Origin of the sequence: Rosettibacter primus, assembly GCF_036860675.1 — a bacterium.
Classification (GTDB): domain Bacteria; phylum Bacteroidota; class Ignavibacteria; order Ignavibacteriales; family Melioribacteraceae; genus Rosettibacter; species Rosettibacter primus.
The window spans coordinates 452,009-467,586 of sequence record NZ_JAYKGK010000001.1 but is presented as its reverse complement, the minus strand read 5'-3'; the positions used below and the strand labels follow the sequence as shown (position 1 = coordinate 467,586).

General features: G+C 30.2%; 16 protein-coding genes. All 16 read left to right on the top strand.

Features of this window, described 5'->3' with window-relative positions:
* Positions 1-33 precede the first annotated feature (33 nt).
* The 16 genes from VJY32_RS02025 to groL all read left to right on the top strand — a co-directional run bounded on the left by VJY32_RS02025 (position 34) and on the right by groL (position 15,507).
* Positions 34-549: an HIT family protein gene (locus tag VJY32_RS02025; RefSeq protein WP_353676207.1), complete on the top strand. Its 516-nt coding sequence runs from the start codon at positions 34-36 to the stop codon at positions 547-549.
* Entirely contained in the window at positions 542-1,708 is a 1,167-nt protein-coding gene (locus VJY32_RS02020) for a glycerate kinase (RefSeq protein WP_353676206.1), read from the top strand. Before VJY32_RS02025 ends, VJY32_RS02020 begins: the two co-directional genes overlap by 8 nt.
* Before the next feature lie 10 nt (positions 1,709-1,718).
* Entirely contained in the window at positions 1,719-2,639 is a 921-nt protein-coding gene (gene thyX / locus VJY32_RS02015; protein ID WP_353676205.1) for an FAD-dependent thymidylate synthase, read from the top strand.
* A gap of 294 nt (positions 2,640-2,933) precedes the next feature.
* Positions 2,934-3,404, top strand: coding sequence for a dihydrofolate reductase (locus VJY32_RS02010; protein ID WP_353676204.1), 471 nt, complete (start codon positions 2,934-2,936; stop codon positions 3,402-3,404).
* Between the two features lie 18 nt (positions 3,405-3,422).
* Positions 3,423-5,276 (top strand): DNA mismatch repair endonuclease MutL, encoded by a 1,854-nt coding sequence (mutL, locus tag VJY32_RS02005; protein ID WP_353676203.1) that lies wholly within the window; start codon positions 3,423-3,425, stop codon positions 5,274-5,276.
* Positions 5,277-5,278: 2 nt separating this feature from the next.
* The gene (locus tag VJY32_RS02000) at positions 5,279-6,172 is read left to right on the top strand and encodes a decaprenyl-phosphate phosphoribosyltransferase (protein ID WP_353676202.1); all 894 of its coding nucleotides are present in this window, start codon (positions 5,279-5,281) and stop codon (positions 6,170-6,172) included.
* Positions 6,165-7,397: a hemolysin family protein gene (locus VJY32_RS01995; protein ID WP_353676201.1), complete on the top strand. Its 1,233-nt coding sequence runs from the start codon at positions 6,165-6,167 to the stop codon at positions 7,395-7,397. The genes VJY32_RS02000 and VJY32_RS01995 overlap by 8 nt, the downstream gene beginning before the upstream one ends.
* A 79-nt stretch (positions 7,398-7,476) precedes the next feature.
* A complete protein-coding gene (gene tgt / locus VJY32_RS01990; protein ID WP_353676200.1) occupies positions 7,477-8,625 on the top strand; it encodes a tRNA guanosine(34) transglycosylase Tgt in 1,149 nt (382 codons plus the stop codon).
* Between the two features lie 3 nt (positions 8,626-8,628).
* Positions 8,629-8,943 (top strand): preprotein translocase subunit YajC, encoded by a 315-nt coding sequence (yajC, locus tag VJY32_RS01985; RefSeq protein WP_353676199.1) that lies wholly within the window; start codon positions 8,629-8,631, stop codon positions 8,941-8,943.
* A gap of 84 nt (positions 8,944-9,027) precedes the next feature.
* Positions 9,028-9,918 carry an agmatinase gene (gene speB, locus VJY32_RS01980; RefSeq protein WP_353676198.1) on the top strand — a complete coding sequence of 297 codons (891 nt, stop codon included), beginning with the start codon at positions 9,028-9,030 and terminating at the stop codon, positions 9,916-9,918.
* A 176-nt stretch (positions 9,919-10,094) separates the two neighbouring features.
* Positions 10,095-10,895, top strand: coding sequence for a DNA-methyltransferase (locus VJY32_RS01975; RefSeq protein WP_353676197.1), 801 nt, complete (start codon positions 10,095-10,097; stop codon positions 10,893-10,895).
* Between the two features lie 4 nt (positions 10,896-10,899).
* Complete coding sequence (locus VJY32_RS01970; RefSeq protein ID WP_353676196.1) at positions 10,900-11,505, top strand: HNH endonuclease; 606 nt, start codon at positions 10,900-10,902, stop codon at positions 11,503-11,505.
* Positions 11,498-11,716 carry a hypothetical protein gene (locus tag VJY32_RS01965; RefSeq protein WP_353676195.1) on the top strand — a complete coding sequence of 73 codons (219 nt, stop codon included), beginning with the start codon at positions 11,498-11,500 and terminating at the stop codon, positions 11,714-11,716. Before VJY32_RS01970 ends, VJY32_RS01965 begins: the two co-directional genes overlap by 8 nt.
* A gap of 79 nt (positions 11,717-11,795) precedes the next feature.
* On the top strand, positions 11,796-13,112 hold the full coding sequence (locus tag VJY32_RS01960; protein ID WP_353676194.1) for an NfeD family protein: 1,317 nt from the start codon (positions 11,796-11,798) through the stop codon (positions 13,110-13,112).
* A gap of 439 nt (positions 13,113-13,551) precedes the next feature.
* Complete coding sequence (gene groES, locus VJY32_RS01955) at positions 13,552-13,851, top strand: co-chaperone GroES (protein ID WP_353676193.1); 300 nt, start codon at positions 13,552-13,554, stop codon at positions 13,849-13,851.
* Positions 13,852-13,878: 27 nt separating this feature from the next.
* Positions 13,879-15,507, top strand: coding sequence for a chaperonin GroEL (gene groL, locus VJY32_RS01950; protein ID WP_353676192.1), 1,629 nt, complete (start codon positions 13,879-13,881; stop codon positions 15,505-15,507).
* Positions 15,508-15,578: the final 71 nt, after the last annotated feature.

Here is a 15,578-nt window from a genome sequence, read left to right as displayed (position 1 = left end):
ATTATTTCCGCCTTTTTTATTTGTAGGAGAAAAATGAAAAGACTCTGGTCACCCTGGCGTTCTCAATACATAGAATCATTCATCCGGAAAAAAGATAATGATGAATGCATCTTTTGTAATGCAGTAAATGAAAATATTGATGATGATAAATGTCTGAAAGTTTATGAAGGGAAATTATGTTATGTGATGTTGAATTTATATCCATACAATAGCGGTCATTTAATGGTAATTCCACATCGCCATATTTCTTCTTTTAATCAATTGACCTCAGATGAAATGAACGAAGTTATGCAAATTGTCAAATTATCTCTCAAAGCATTGGATTACACAATGCAACCGCATGGTTATAACTTTGGTGCTAATCTCGGTAAAGCAGCTGGGGCCGGCATTGATGAGCATATTCATTTTCATATTGTACCAAGATGGAATGGAGATACAAATTTTATCCCTGTTCTTGGAGAAGTTAAAGTAATATCGCAGGATTTACTACAAACAAAAAAAAATTTAATAGATGCATTTAATAAAATAATCAATAAGAAAAATGAATAATCAAATAAAAGTTCTTGTTGCTCCAAATAGTTTTAAAGAATGTGCTGATTCAGTCGAACTGGTAACATTGTTTGAAACTGCATTTGATAAACATCTTCAAAAAAATATAAAATCAAAAATCAAATTTGATTATAAACCAATCTCTGATGGCGGAGATGGATTTCTGGAAGTTTGTAAATATCATTTCGGTTTAGAAAAACTTCATTTCGAAATTTCTTATCCTTTTAGTGATGAAAAATTTTTATGCCCCGTAGGTTACTGGGAATCAAAAAAAATTCTATTCATTGAATCAGCAGAAGTTTTGGGATTAAAAAATATTCCTGAGAATAAACGTAATCCAATGGAACTTTCTTCAAAAGGTATGGGAGAACTTCTTATCCAGATTCTTGATGGAATAGAAAATGGATTGCTAAATGTTGAAAATGTTATAGTTGGAATTGGTGGAACTGGAACTAATGACCTGGGACTTGGAATGATGGAAGTATTTGGATTGGAATTGTATGACAAAGTTGATAATAAACTTGATGTTCTTCCCCAAAATTTTGAACTGGTAGAAAAAATTGTAGTTCCAGAAGTAACTCTTCCATTCAAATTAGAAACTGTTATTGATGTTGAAAATCCTTTACTTGGTGAAAAAGGAGCATGCAAAGCTTTTGCGCGTCAAAAAGGCGCAAGTGAAAATGATGTTATTCATCTTGAAAAAGGTTTTGAGAATATTTTAAAGGAACTTGAATTGGATGAAGGATTTATTTCGAAACTTAGTGGTGCAGGTGGAGGATTAGCTGCTGCATTTAAAATATTTTTTAATTCTGAAGAAAAATTTGCTTCGTATTTTATAGAAAATTTTCTTGGAATTAATTCTGAAAATTCTGATTATAATCTTGTAATTACAGGCGAAGGAAAATTTGATTTCCAAAGCATGATGAACAAAGGTTCAATGATTATTGCAAATAAATTTGCAAAGAAAAATATTCCTGTTTACATTGTATGCGGAGAAGCTGAAGGTATTTTACCAGATGATGAAAATATTCATGTTATAGAACTTGCAGAATACTTTGATTCAACTGAAGAATCTATAGCAAATATTGATAAAGGAATTGAACTTGCAAGCAAACAAATAAGTAAATTTCTTATCAAACTAATTGAGACAAACTCTTAAAAGGGAAACAATGCAAAATGAATTTGAAAAAATAGAAAAAGTAAGAGTGCCTGCACTTGATGAAATTTTAGGTAAAAAATTTCCAGTATTGGATGATGGATTTGTACGCGTAATTGATTATATGGGTTCTGACGAATCAATTGTTCAAGCGGCTCGTGTTTCGTATGGGAAAGGAACAAAAAAAGTTAGTGAAGACAGGGGATTAATACGTTACCTGATGCGTAACAGACATACAACACCATTTGAAATGTGTGAAATCAAATTTCATATTCGTGTGCCAATGGATACATGGCGCCAATGGATTCGTCATAGAACTGCAAATGTGAATGAATACTCTACAAGATATTCTATTGCAATTGATGCATCTCAAAAAACTGCACCAAACCAGTGGCGGCTTCAAGCAAAAGATAATAAACAGGGCAGCAATGGATTTTTAGATGAATCTATCGGTAAAAAACTTTCTGAAAGAGAAGAGGAACTTCAAAATTTTGCAAGAGAAATTTATCGAGAGCGATTGGAGTTTGGTGTTGCACGTGAACAGGCACGCAAAGATTTACCTCTTTCAACTTATACAGAAGCATACTGGAAAATTGATTTGCATAATCTATTACATTTTCTTTCTTTAAGAATGGATAGTCATGCACAGTATGAAATTCGCTCTTATGCAAATGTAATTGGAAATGAAATAGTTGCAAAGTGGTGTCCATTAACATGGGAAGCTTTCCTTGATTACCAGATAAATTCTATTACTTTTTCATCTATTGAGATAAAAATTATAAACGCATTAATAAGAAATAATACTGATGAAGCAATCAAAATAGCAGAAGAATTGGGTTGGTTGAATAAAATCGAAAATCGATTTGTGCGGAATAGAGAAAGAATTGAATTCGAAGAGAAAATTACTCGATTGGGTTTGGAGAAACCCTGGTAAAAAATTTTTAATATGCAAAACTTTTACTTGAAGTGAATTAAAAACTATTTAAGTTTTTTAATCATAAAAAAAACTTACCATTAAAATAATTATTTGTCCTTCATTCATTGTCAAAAATTTTCTTTTGCATAATTCTAAAAGTTAATTTACAATTATTGTGAAACGGAAATTATTCAATATCTGAAGAAAATGATGAATCTTTAGAATAAATGTTAATCTTTATTTATAAATTAATAGTGCAAATAAAAATTATTATTCTGTTATTAAGCAGGTCAAATAAAAAGTATCAAAGAAATGAAAAAGATAATTATTGCTGCAGTTTCTGAAAATTTTGTTATTGGTAAGAATGGAAATATACCTTGGTATAACAAAGAAGAATTAGCTCATTTTCGTAAAACAACTTCAGGCTATCCTGTAATAATGGGAAGAAAAACATGGCAGTCTATTGGTAAGCCATTAGAAGATAGAATTAATATTGTAATTACACATAATGTTCAAGAATATCCTCATATTTTGGCATTTGACTCACTTTCAAAAGCATTTAATTATTGTGATGGGAAGTATGACATAGTTTTTATTATTGGCGGGGAAAGTATATTTAAGCAGTCAATTTCATTTGCAGATGAAATTATTTTATCTAAGATGAAATTTATTGTTGATGGCGATGTATTTTTCCCGGAAATTGAACTTAATATGTGGGAATTAAATTCAGTAGAAGAGTTTACTGATTTTACAATTCATCATTATATTAGAATAATAAATTGATAAAGGTGTAACAAAATAGTGACAAATAAAATCAAAATATTACCAGAAAATGTTGCAAATAAAATTGCAGCTGGTGAAGTTGTTAATCGACCAGAATCTGTAGTTAAAGAACTTTTAGAAAATGCAATTGATGCAGAAGCTAAAAATATTGATGTTATTGTTAAGAATGCTGGTAAATCATTAATTCAGGTTGTTGATGATGGAATCGGGATGTCAGAAGAAGATGCTATTCTTTGTGTGCAAAGACATGCTACAAGTAAAATTGCTTCCATAGAAGATTTAGAATCAATTACAACTTTTGGATTTCGTGGAGAAGCGCTGGCTTCTATTGCAGCAGTAAGCCAATTCGAATTAAAAACAAAAAGAAAAGAAGATGAATTAGGAACAATCATAAAAATTGAAAGTGATGGACACTTAGTTATAGAAAAAGATTCGTTCTCGGTTGGTACTTCTGTCTCAGTTAAAAATTTATTTTATAATGTTCCGGCAAGAAGAAATTTTCTAAAAAGTAATGCAACTGAATTAAAACATATTATAGATGCATTCAAAAGAGCAGCATTAAGTCATCCCGAAATTAGCTTCAAATTTTATAATGAAGATGACCTGATTTTTGATTTCTCTTCAGGTTCAATTTATGATAGAATGAAAAATGTTTTTGCAGAAAATATAATTGATGCTGTCCTTGAAGTGAAAGAAATTACAGATTATATCAGCTTAACTGGCTTTGTTACAAAACCTGCTTATTTGCAAAAAAGCAAAGGCGAACAATATTTTTATTTAAATAAAAGATATGTCACTAATAAGATAATTAATCATGCGGTTTACACAGCTTATGAAAACATACTTGAAAAAGGAGATTATCCATTCTTTGTTTTATTTATGACTATCGACCCTCATAAAGTTGATGTTAATGTTCATCCATCAAAACTGGAAGTTAAATTTGATGACGAAAAAGAAATTTATTCTTTTGTTCACGCGGTTGTTAAAAAAACCCTGCGAAGTTATGACCTTGTTCCCAATATTGAACTCGGGGGCAGTTCAGTTGATACATCACTTCGATTTCAGAATTTTAAATCAATTGAAAAAGAAGATTTTAGCGATAGACCATTTAGCAGACAATTTGATAAAACTGATGGAATAAAAAGAACTCCAATTCTTAATGAAGAAGACATTGAACGTTTGTTCGGAGATTTAAATACTGAAATTAAATCTGCTGCATCTCCTGTAGAAGTTGAACATCCTTTTGATTCGAAACAAATTGAAATAGCTCATCAATATGATTCATTAAATAGTTCTGAAGCAGATACTCCTTTTATTGTGATGCTTCATAACAAATATATTCTTTCTCAAATTAAAAGTGGATTGATGATTATTGATGCTCATGTTGCTCACGAAAGAATTTTATATGAACAAGCATTGCAGTCATTTGAAGCTAATATTCCTTTTTCACAACAATTGCTTTTTCCTCAATCTGTTCAATTAGACCCAGCTGATTATCAACTTGCAAAAGATTTAGAACATTATTTGACAAATCTTGGATTCGTTATAAAATTCAAATCAAAAAATGTAATTGAAATAGTAGGAATACCACCTGATTTAAAAGCAGAGCATGAAGTTGATACACTTCTTGATATTCTTCATGAGTATAGAAAAAATCAACAGGAAAAAAGATTAGATGTAAAAGACAATTTAGCAAAATCATTTTCATGTAAAGCTGCTATTAAAGCAGGTGATAAACTAAATGAAAGAGAAATGAGAATTCTTGTTGATAAACTGTTTGCTACCTCTATGCCTTATGTTTGTCCTCATGGCAGACCAATTATTATTAAAATTCCAATTGAAGAATTTGACAAACGTTTTGGCAGAATATAAATATGAAATTTTCTTTAAAGAAAATTAATTTATATCTCCAACTAATACGCATACCAAGCTGGCTTAAAAATATTTTTGTTTTTGTCCCTCTCGTGTTCTCTAAACATTTATTTGATTATGATTATTTATCAAAAGTTATAGTTGCTTTTATAACATTTTCATTTGCATCAAGTATAGTTTATATTTTTAATGATTTGATGGACATTGCAAGAGATAGAATACATCCTATTAAGAAAAACCGGCCATTAGCTGCTGACTTAATTACTGTTTCTGAAGCAAAGTTAATTTTAATTATTTTTTCTCTAATAACATTGCTGCTTTGTTTCTTCATATGGAATAAATTTGTTGTGGTAATTTTAATTTATGTATTGATTAATATATTTTATTCTATTCGATGGAAAAACTTAGTGATTATTGATGTATTTTCTATTTCCGCAGGTTTTATGCTTAGAGTTATTGGTGGAGGCTTGATAATATCTGTTTATATCTCTAATTGGCTGATATTAACAACTTTATTTCTATCACTCTTTTTAGCAATTATGAAAAGAAGAGTTGAATTTGTGAGTTATCAAAAAATAAATGAACAAAGAGAAGTGCTCGACAAATATTCACTTAGTTTTATTGACCAGATGGTTTCAATTACTGCATCAGGAGTTGTGATATCTTATGCGTTGTATACAGTTTCTGCAAGAGCTGTTTTAGAATTTGGAACAGAAAAATTAATTTACACAACAATCTTTGTCCTTTTTGGAATTTTTAGGTATATGTATTTAGCTTTTAAAGAAAATAAAGGAGAAAATGTAATTGATTTACTGCTTAAAGATAAACCAATGATTTTTAATTTATTACTCTACATTATTTTTACATTATCAATTATCTATTTGAAATATGATTAATGATATAATAATACTAATAATTTTACTTTTTCTAAGTGCTTTCTTTTCTTCTTCAGAAATAGCTTATATTGTTGCAAACAAAATTAAAATTGAACTTCGTGCAAGGAAAGGAAACATTTATGCTAAGAATGCATATTATTTTCTCAAAAAACCTGATTCTTTTTTCTCTACTATCTTAATTTCAAATAATTTGACTAATATTGCCTTTGCTTCAATTATTTCTTTTTATCTCCTTACTTACTTTGGTCTGGAAGAGTTTGAAATACTTATTATCTCAACTGCCTTACTTTTAATATTTGGGGAATTAATCCCTAAATATATTGGTACAGAATTAGCAGACTTATTGATTTTGATTTCTGCAACACCATTAAGAATTCTTTCTTTGCTTATATATCCTTTTTCAAAAATTACAAGCAATATATCTTCTGTAATTAATCGCATGAATAGAATTGAAGAGGAAGGAATTCTAAATGTTGTTGACAGAGAAGATATTCAAGATTTAATTGAAGAAAGTACTCAGGCAAAAAAAATTGATGAAGAACAATCGGATATCATTTATAAAATAATTGAAATAAGAGAACAAAAAGTTTATGAGGCCATGACGCCAAGGACTGATATTGTAGGCGTTGACATAAAAAGTAGTGTTGATGAAGTTCTTGATAAATTTATTGAATCTGGTTATTCAAAATTAATTGTATACGAAGATAATCTTGATAATATAAAAGGAATGGTTTTAATTAAAGACTTCTTCAAAATGCCTGAAAATCTTGAATCTGTAGTTAGAGAAGTTGTATTTGTGCCGGAGACTAAAAAAAGTCTTGAAATGCTGAATGAATTTTTAGATAAACAATTTTCTATTGCTGTAGTAGTTGATGAATTTGGCGGCACTGCAGGTATTGTAACTATGGAAGATTTAATCGAAGAATTATTTGGTGAAATAAGAGATGAATACGATGTAGAAGAAAAAATTGTAAAAAAGATAAATAACAATACATATATTCTTAGCGGCAAAGTTGAAATTGATTATCTAAATGAAGAACATAATTTTGGAATTGAAGAAGGTGATTACGAAACAATTGCGGGATTTATCACAACTAAATTGGGAAGAATTCCGCTTAAGGGAGAATCATTTAAGATAGACCACTTTTCAATTTTGATTTTAAAATCGAGCAAAACAAAAATTGATTTATTAAAAATAATTGTAGAACTCGAAACGAGAGAATAATAAAATCATACTGTCCATACCTTACATTAAGTTAAATTAAAAAATCATTATCTTTGAAAACAAAAATTGCAGAAAAGGGTTGTTAAATTTTAAGATTAAGCATATAGATATATATTCAAAAGCAAGAGTCGGTGAATTCTATACATCACACGGCATTGTTGAAACACCCATATTTATGCCTGTTGGAACTCAAGGCACAGTTAAGGCAATAACACAAAGAATTTTGAAAGAAGAGGTAAAAGCAGAAATTATTCTTTCGAACACATATCATTTATATCTGAGACCCGGGACAGAAATCCTAAAAGCTGCAGGTGGACTTCATAAATTTATGAATTGGGATTTGCCAATACTTACAGATAGCGGTGGCTTTCAGATTTACAGTCTTTCTGATTTGAGAAAGTTGAAAAATGATGGGGTCGAATTTCGTTCTCATCTTGATGGCTCAATTCATTTTTTTACTCCAAAAAAAGTTATAGAAATTCAAAGAAGTATTGGCTCGGATATAATGATGCCTCTTGATGAATGCACTCCTTATCCATGTGATTATGAATATGCAAAAAAATCTAAAGAACTTACTTCTAAATGGGCAATTCTAAATAAAGAAGCATTTGAATTAACATATTCTCTTTATGGATATGAACAATATTTGTTTGGAATTGTTCAGGGAAGTGTTTATAAAGATTTGCGTGAAAGTTCTGCAAGAGATCTAACTAAACTTGAATTTGATGGTTATGCCATTGGAGGTTTAGCAGTAGGAGAACCAATTGAGGTAATGTATGATATTGTTGATTTTACTACAGATTTTCTTCCTGAAAATAAACCAAGATACTTGATGGGTGTAGGTAGACCAGAAAATATCCTCGAAGCAATTGCAAAAGGAATTGATATGTTTGATTGTGTTATGCCGACAAGAAATGCAAGAAATGCTTATTTATTTACTTCACAGGGAATTGTATCAATGCGTAATGCAGCATACAAAGATGATTTCAGTCCTCTTGACCCTGAGTGCAATTGTTATACATGTAAAAATTTTTCCAGAGCTTACCTGCGACATTTATTTAATGCAAAAGAAATCTTAGCTTTGGAGTTAGCAACTATTCATAATTTAACTTTTTATCTAAATCTTGTTAGAACTGCTCGGGAAAAGATAAAAGAAGGTACATTTGTAGAATGGAAAGATGAAATATCAAAAATAATTTCAATCAATGTTCAATTAAAAGAGGAGTAAAAAATGGATTTATTATTAGCAATGGCCCCTCCGCCAAACGGACAAGGAGGTGGAGCGGGAAGTCTAATTAGCACCTTAATAATGTTTGGTGCAATTTTCCTTATCTTTTATTTTATGATTATTCGGCCACAACAAAAAAGAGCAAAAGAAAGAGAAAAACTTTTAGCTTCAGTTCAAAAAGGCGACAAAGTAATTTTAAGCAGCGGACTATATGGAACAGTAGCTCAACTTGATGAAAAGACAGTTTTAATTGATGTCGGCAATAATGTAAAAATGAAATTCGACCGATCTGCTATTGTTACAATTCTCAAAGATTAATTTAAAGTAAGACTGTCTTAATCGTAAAAATATTTTAAAAATGTTTTTGATTAAGACAGTCGAAAAAAATTAATAAGGAGTAATATGAAAGAACTTGGAATCAAACAAAATTTTCTTGGTATAGAAAAAAAATATTCTAACTATAAAGATTCTCAAATTATAGTTCTCTCTGCACCTCTCGAAAAAACAGTTAGCTATGGAAAGGGAACAAGCAAAGGACCCGAAGAAATATTAAAAGCTTCTCATTATGTTGAATTTTATGATGAAGAACAAAAAAGAGAATTATGTTTTGAAAAAGGAATTTGCACACTTAAGCCAATGAACCTCCAGAAATTATCAATTGAAAAATCATTACAAAAAATTCATAAAGAAGTAGCAAAGCACATTGACGAAGGAAAATTTGTAGTAACACTTGGAGGAGAACACTCACTTTCTGTTGCACCAATTATGGCATTTAATGAAAGATTTCCAAATCTCTCAATTTTGCAGATTGATGCACACTCAGATTTACGCGATAGTTATGAAGGTTCGAAATATTCACATGCAAGTGTTATGGCAAGGGTTGCTGAATTTAATTCTAACATAGTTCAAGTTGGGATTCGTGCTCAATGCATCGACGAAGTTGAATTAAAACAAAAAAAGGGAATAAAAACATTTTATGCACGAGAAATTAAAATGGGGATGTATGGGGAGAATTGGCATGAATTGATTGTAAATAATTTAACAGAAAATGTTTACATTACATTCGATGTAGATGGTCTGGACCCTTCATTACTTCCGGCAACAGGCACACCAGAACCTGGTGGATTATTATGGGATGAAACTATGAATTTACTTAAATCAGTTGGAACAGAAAAAAATATTGTTGGCTTTGATGTAGTAGAATTAGCTCCAACAAAATATCATCCATCATCAAATTTTGTAGCTGCAAAACTGGTTTATAAAATGATGAATTATGCGTTTATTGATAAATGAATATTTAATGATAAAATAAATTGGAACACAATTTTTATTAAAACATTTACATAATTTTTTTGATAAACATTCAGAGGTGCAAGCAAAGAAGATTTTTTTATTATCTTCCAATCTTTTTATTTACTTTATTAAATAAGTTAAATAATTTTATTGTGACTATTCTTATAAGGATTTGCATGAAAAGTAAACTGTTTTATAAAATTGATGATGTAGAAATTTATAACGATGATTTTTTAACAACTAAAGTAATTTCAGAAGAGTCAATTGATTTAATAGTTACATCCCCGCCTTATAATGTTGACATAAAATATAATTCTTATTCTGATGATATGGATTATAATACTTATCTTGAATTTACAAATAAATGGCTTGAAAAAGCTTATAAAGTATTAAAAAATGATGGAAGATTTTGCTTAAATATTCCATTAGATAAAAATAAGGGAGGACAGCAAAGCGTTTATGCAGATATAGTTACAATTGCAAAGAAGATTGGTTTTCAATACCATTCTACAATAATCTGGAACGAACAAAATATTTCGAGAAGAACAGCATGGGGCTCATGGTTATCAGCGAGTGCACCTTATGTAATTGCACCGGTAGAAATGATTGTAATCTTATATAAAAAGAAATGGAAGAAAATTAGTGGAAGTAAAAAATCTGACATTACTAAAAAAGAATTTTTAGAATGGACAAATGGTGTTTGGAATTTTATGGGTGAAAGTAAAAAACGAATTGGACATCCAGCTCCTTTCCCAGTTGAACTCCCTAAAAGATGTATAAAATTGTTTACATATGTTGGAGATACAATACTTGATCCATTTCTGGGAAGCGGTTCTACATTAATTGCATGTGCTTTGACAAACAGAAAAGGAATTGGAATTGAAATTGATAAAAATTATTGTGAATTATCAAAACGCCGCTTGCTGAAAGAAGCAAATATTTATCAACTTAATCTTGAATCAATTCTGGAGAAATAAACTGATGAGTAAAAAAAGTATTGCGGATTTAGTGATAGAATATTTTGAAAAACATCCCAATAAAGATTTACCTCATGGACCAGTTGTTGATTGGGTAGAGGAACAGTATATAAAGTTATATGGGAAAAAACCTCGTGATATATGGAGACAGATTCGTAAATATTATCAGGAAGGTAAGCTTATTAAAGTAAAAAAAGGAATATATAGATATGCCCCTAATTTTGTAAAAGAAAACCAATTACGTGATTTTTCCCCTGCTGTAAAAGAAAAAATATTTAAAAGAGATAAATATAAATGTGTAGTTTGCGGCAGAGGCATTAAAGATGGAGTTGAAATTTGTGCAGACCATATTATTCCAAAAGATAAAGGTGGGACGAATACTTTAGAAAATGGTCAAACTTTATGTATGGAGCATAATTTAATGAAGAAAAATTATTCACAAACCGAAGCTGGCAAACGATTTTTTATTAAAATTTATAAACAAGCTATCAAAAATCAAGATGAAAAAATGATAAAATTTTGTAAAGATGTTTTTGATGCTTATGATAAGCATGAAATTAATGGTCATATAGAAAGACCCAATGGTAAAAGGAGGAATAAAAATGCTTGATAGAGAAGTTATAAAAGAATTTTTATTAGAAGAATTAAAAGGTATTGAAATTCCAGAAAATATTTCAATAGGTGAACTTAATGAAGCATTTTGCCGGTATATTGAAGATGATTATTATGAATGGATAAAAGATAATTTTCATTCCTTTTTTAATTATTATAATCCTGATTGGGAATGGATAATGAAAAGGATTAAGCATATTAAAAAATGATATTTACTTTTAATTAAATTTATTTAATTATCTGCGACAATCTGCGTGAAATTTTATAAAATAATTTAAGAGGGATAATTTGAAAAAATTATTTTTACTGATTACAATCTTTTCAATTATCGAAAATATTACAGCACAAAAAATTTATTATGGCAATATCGAGGGGGACATTGACCTTGGACTGGCTCCTTATGTAAAAAGAGTAATAAACGAAGCTGAAAAAAATTCTGCTTTAGCAATTATATTCCGAATTAATACTTTTGGTGGTAGAGTAGATGCTGCTACTCAAATTAAAGATGCAATTCTTAACAGTAAAATTAGAACTATTGCATTTATTGATAAGCGTGCAATCTCCGCTGGAGCTTTAATTGCTTTATCATGTGAAAAAATTGTTATGGTTCCCGGTGCTTCTATCGGTGCAACTACTGTTGTTGACCAAACTGGACAAAAACAATCTGAAAAATATCAATCCTACATGCGTTCTGAAATGCGTGCTACTGCAGAAAAAAATGGAAGAAGAACTGATATTGCTCAAGGTATGGTCGATGAAAAAATTGTTGTACCAGATTTACAAGATGACAGCACTAAACTTATCACTCTTACTTCTGAAGAAGCTCTCAAATTTAAAATGGCAGATACTATTTTAACTTCAATTGAGGAAGTCAAAGATGCTTTCGGTTACAAAAATGCAAAGACTTTTTCCATTACTTCAAACTGGGCAGAAGATTTTGTAAGATTCCTTAGCAATCCAATTGTCTCATCTCTCTTAATTATGATTGGCTTAATTGGTCTTTATACTGAAATTAAAACTCCAGGCTGGGGATTACCAGGAACACTGGGTTTGATATGTTTAGCATTATTTTTTGGTTCAGGTTATATATTACAATTAGCTTCTATAATTGAAATCATAATATTTATTCTTGGTTTAATTTTATTGCTTATTGAAATTTTTGTTATCCCAGGTTTTGGACTTTTTGGAATCATTGGAATTGCTTTAATGATTGCTGGATTATTTTTAGGCTTGATTTCAGATTTTCCAATTGTCGATATGAATTTAATTTCCTATGCAATTATTCAATTAGCGGTTACTTTTTTAGCTACTGCCATAGTGATAACATTTTTAATAAAATTTTTACCAAAGACGAATATGTTTAATAAACTAATCTTACAGGAAAAAGTTAAAGAAAAATCTGGTTATGCTGTCAAAGAGAAATTTATTGACTTAATAGGGAAAGAAGGAATTGCACTTACAGATTTACGTCCCTCAGGAACAGCTCTAATTGACGGTAAACGAATAGATGTAGTAACAGAAGGTGATTATATTAATCACGATACACAGATTATAGTAAAAAATGTTGAGGGTTCTAAAATTGTTGTTGGTGAGAAGAAAATATAAAATCAATAATTTTTATGAATACTATGCAACTTCTCAATTAAAATTTTAGAACTGAACAATTTATTCTTTTAAGTAGAGCTGTGAGATATCAATAGTTATGCGAGATTTATCTCTCTTAATTAAAAGACCATATTAAACAGGATTTATTAGCGTAATAAAATTCGTTTTTATAATAAAAAACAGCCTTTTAAAATGGATAACAAATTTTTAGTAATTAATAATTTTAATTAAAATCAATGATTTTCTGATTTCTTGATAAAGTAAAAACTTACAATTTAAATTCACATTAATATCCTCACTATTATTTAAAAATCTTTCGTTTTTAGTTAAATTTCGAATAATTTATAAAAATTCCTCTTGACAAAATCATACTCAAATTATATTTTAGCACTCGCTAAAAATGAGTGCTAATCATAAATTAAATAAAAGGAGGTAACTTATGGCAGAATTCAAAATTAAACCTTTGGCCGACAGAGTTATCGTAAAGCCAAAAGAAGCAGAAGAAAAAACAAAAGGGGGAATTATACTTCCGGATACTGCAAAAGAAAAACCAATTGAAGGAACTGTTGTTGCAGTAGGTGAAGGAAGAATTACTGAAGATGGCAAATTAATTAGCATGCATGTTAAAGTAGGAGATACTGTTCTCTACGGTAAATATTCTGGAACTGAAATTAAAATTGATGGAGAAGACTATTTAATCATGAGAGAAAGTGATATTTACGGAATTATTAACAAATAAAGTTTAGAATAAAAAAAGGAGGAATCTATGGCAGCAAAAGTAATTCAATTTAGTTCGGAAGCAAGAAATGCATTAAAAGCTGGTGTTGATAAATTAGCTAATGCAGTTAAAGTTACATTAGGTCCAAAAGGTAGAAATGTAATTTTAGATAAAAAATTTGGTGCACCTACAGTTACAAAAGATGGTGTTACAGTAGCAAAAGAAATTGAATTGGAAGACCCAATTGAAAATATGGGTGCACAAATGGTTCGTGAAGTTGCATCAAAGACAAGTGATGTAGCAGGTGATGGTACTACAACAGCTACAGTATTGGCTCAAGCTATTTTCCGTGAAGGATTAAAAAATGTTACTGCTGGTGCAAATCCAATGGATTTGAAGAGAGGTATTGACCTTGCAGTTGCTAAAGTTGTTGAATATTTAAAATCCATTAGCAAAGAAGTTGGAGGTCGTGAAGAAATTGCTCAAGTTGGTTCAATATCTGCCAACAATGATAAAGCTATTGGTGATTTAATTGCCGATGCAATGGAAAAAGTTGGTAAAGATGGTGTTATCACAGTTGAAGAAAGCAAATCAGCTGAAACTACTCTCGAAGTTGTTGAAGGTATGCAATTCGACCGCGGTTATATTTCACCTTACTTTGTTACAAATTCTGAAACAATGGAAGCAGTTCTTGAAGATGCATATATATTGATTCATGATAAGAAAATTTCTGCAATGAAAGATTTGCTTCCTATTCTTGAAAAGATTGCTCAAGCTGGTCGTGCTTTATTAATTATTGCCGAAGACCTCGAAGGTGAAGCTCTTGCTACTCTTGTTGTAAATAAATTACGCGGAACATTGAAAGTATGTGCTGTTAAAGCTCCTGGCTTTGGTGACAGAAGAAAAGCAATGCTCGAAGATATTGCTATTTTAACTGATGGTACTGTCATTTCTGAAGAAAGAGGCTTCAAGTTAGAAAATGCTACACTTGAGTATTTAGGCAGAGCTAAGAAAATTACTGTTGATAAAGATAATACAACAATTGTTGAAGGCGCCGGCAAACCTGATGAAATCAAAAAGAGAATTAACGAAATTAAAGCTCAAATTGAAAAAACAACTTCTGATTATGACAGAGAAAAATTACAAGAAAGACTTGCTAAACTTTCTGGTGGTGTAGCTGTATTGAAGATTGGTGCTGCTACAGAAGTTGAAATGAAAGAAAAGAAAGCTCGTGTAGAAGATGCTCTTCATGCTACAAGAGCTGCTGTTGAAGAAGGAATTATTCCTGGTGGCGGTGTAGCTTTGGTAAGAGCAATTGCTTCGTTAGAAAATCTAAAAGTAGAAAATGAAGATCAATTAACCGGTGTTAAAATTGTTCAAAAAGCTCTTGAAGAACCATTAAAACAAATTGCTGCTAATGCTGGTCTTGAAGGTGCTGTAGTTCTTAACAAAGTTCTTGAAGGAAAAGATGACTTTGGATTTAATGCTCAAACAGAAACTTATGAAAACTTAATGAAATCTGGTGTAATTGACCCAACTAAAGTTACAAGAACTGCTCTTGAAAATGCTGCTTCGGTTGCTTCACTCTTAATTACAACTGAAGCTGTAGTTTATGAAAAGAAAGAAGAAGAAAAGACTCCCGCTATGCCTCATGGTGGAATGGGGGATATGTATTAATCATAACTTCCCTCCTTCTAAATGTCCCGCTAATTTTTGCGGGACTTTTTATTTTAAATCGAAAGACAAAA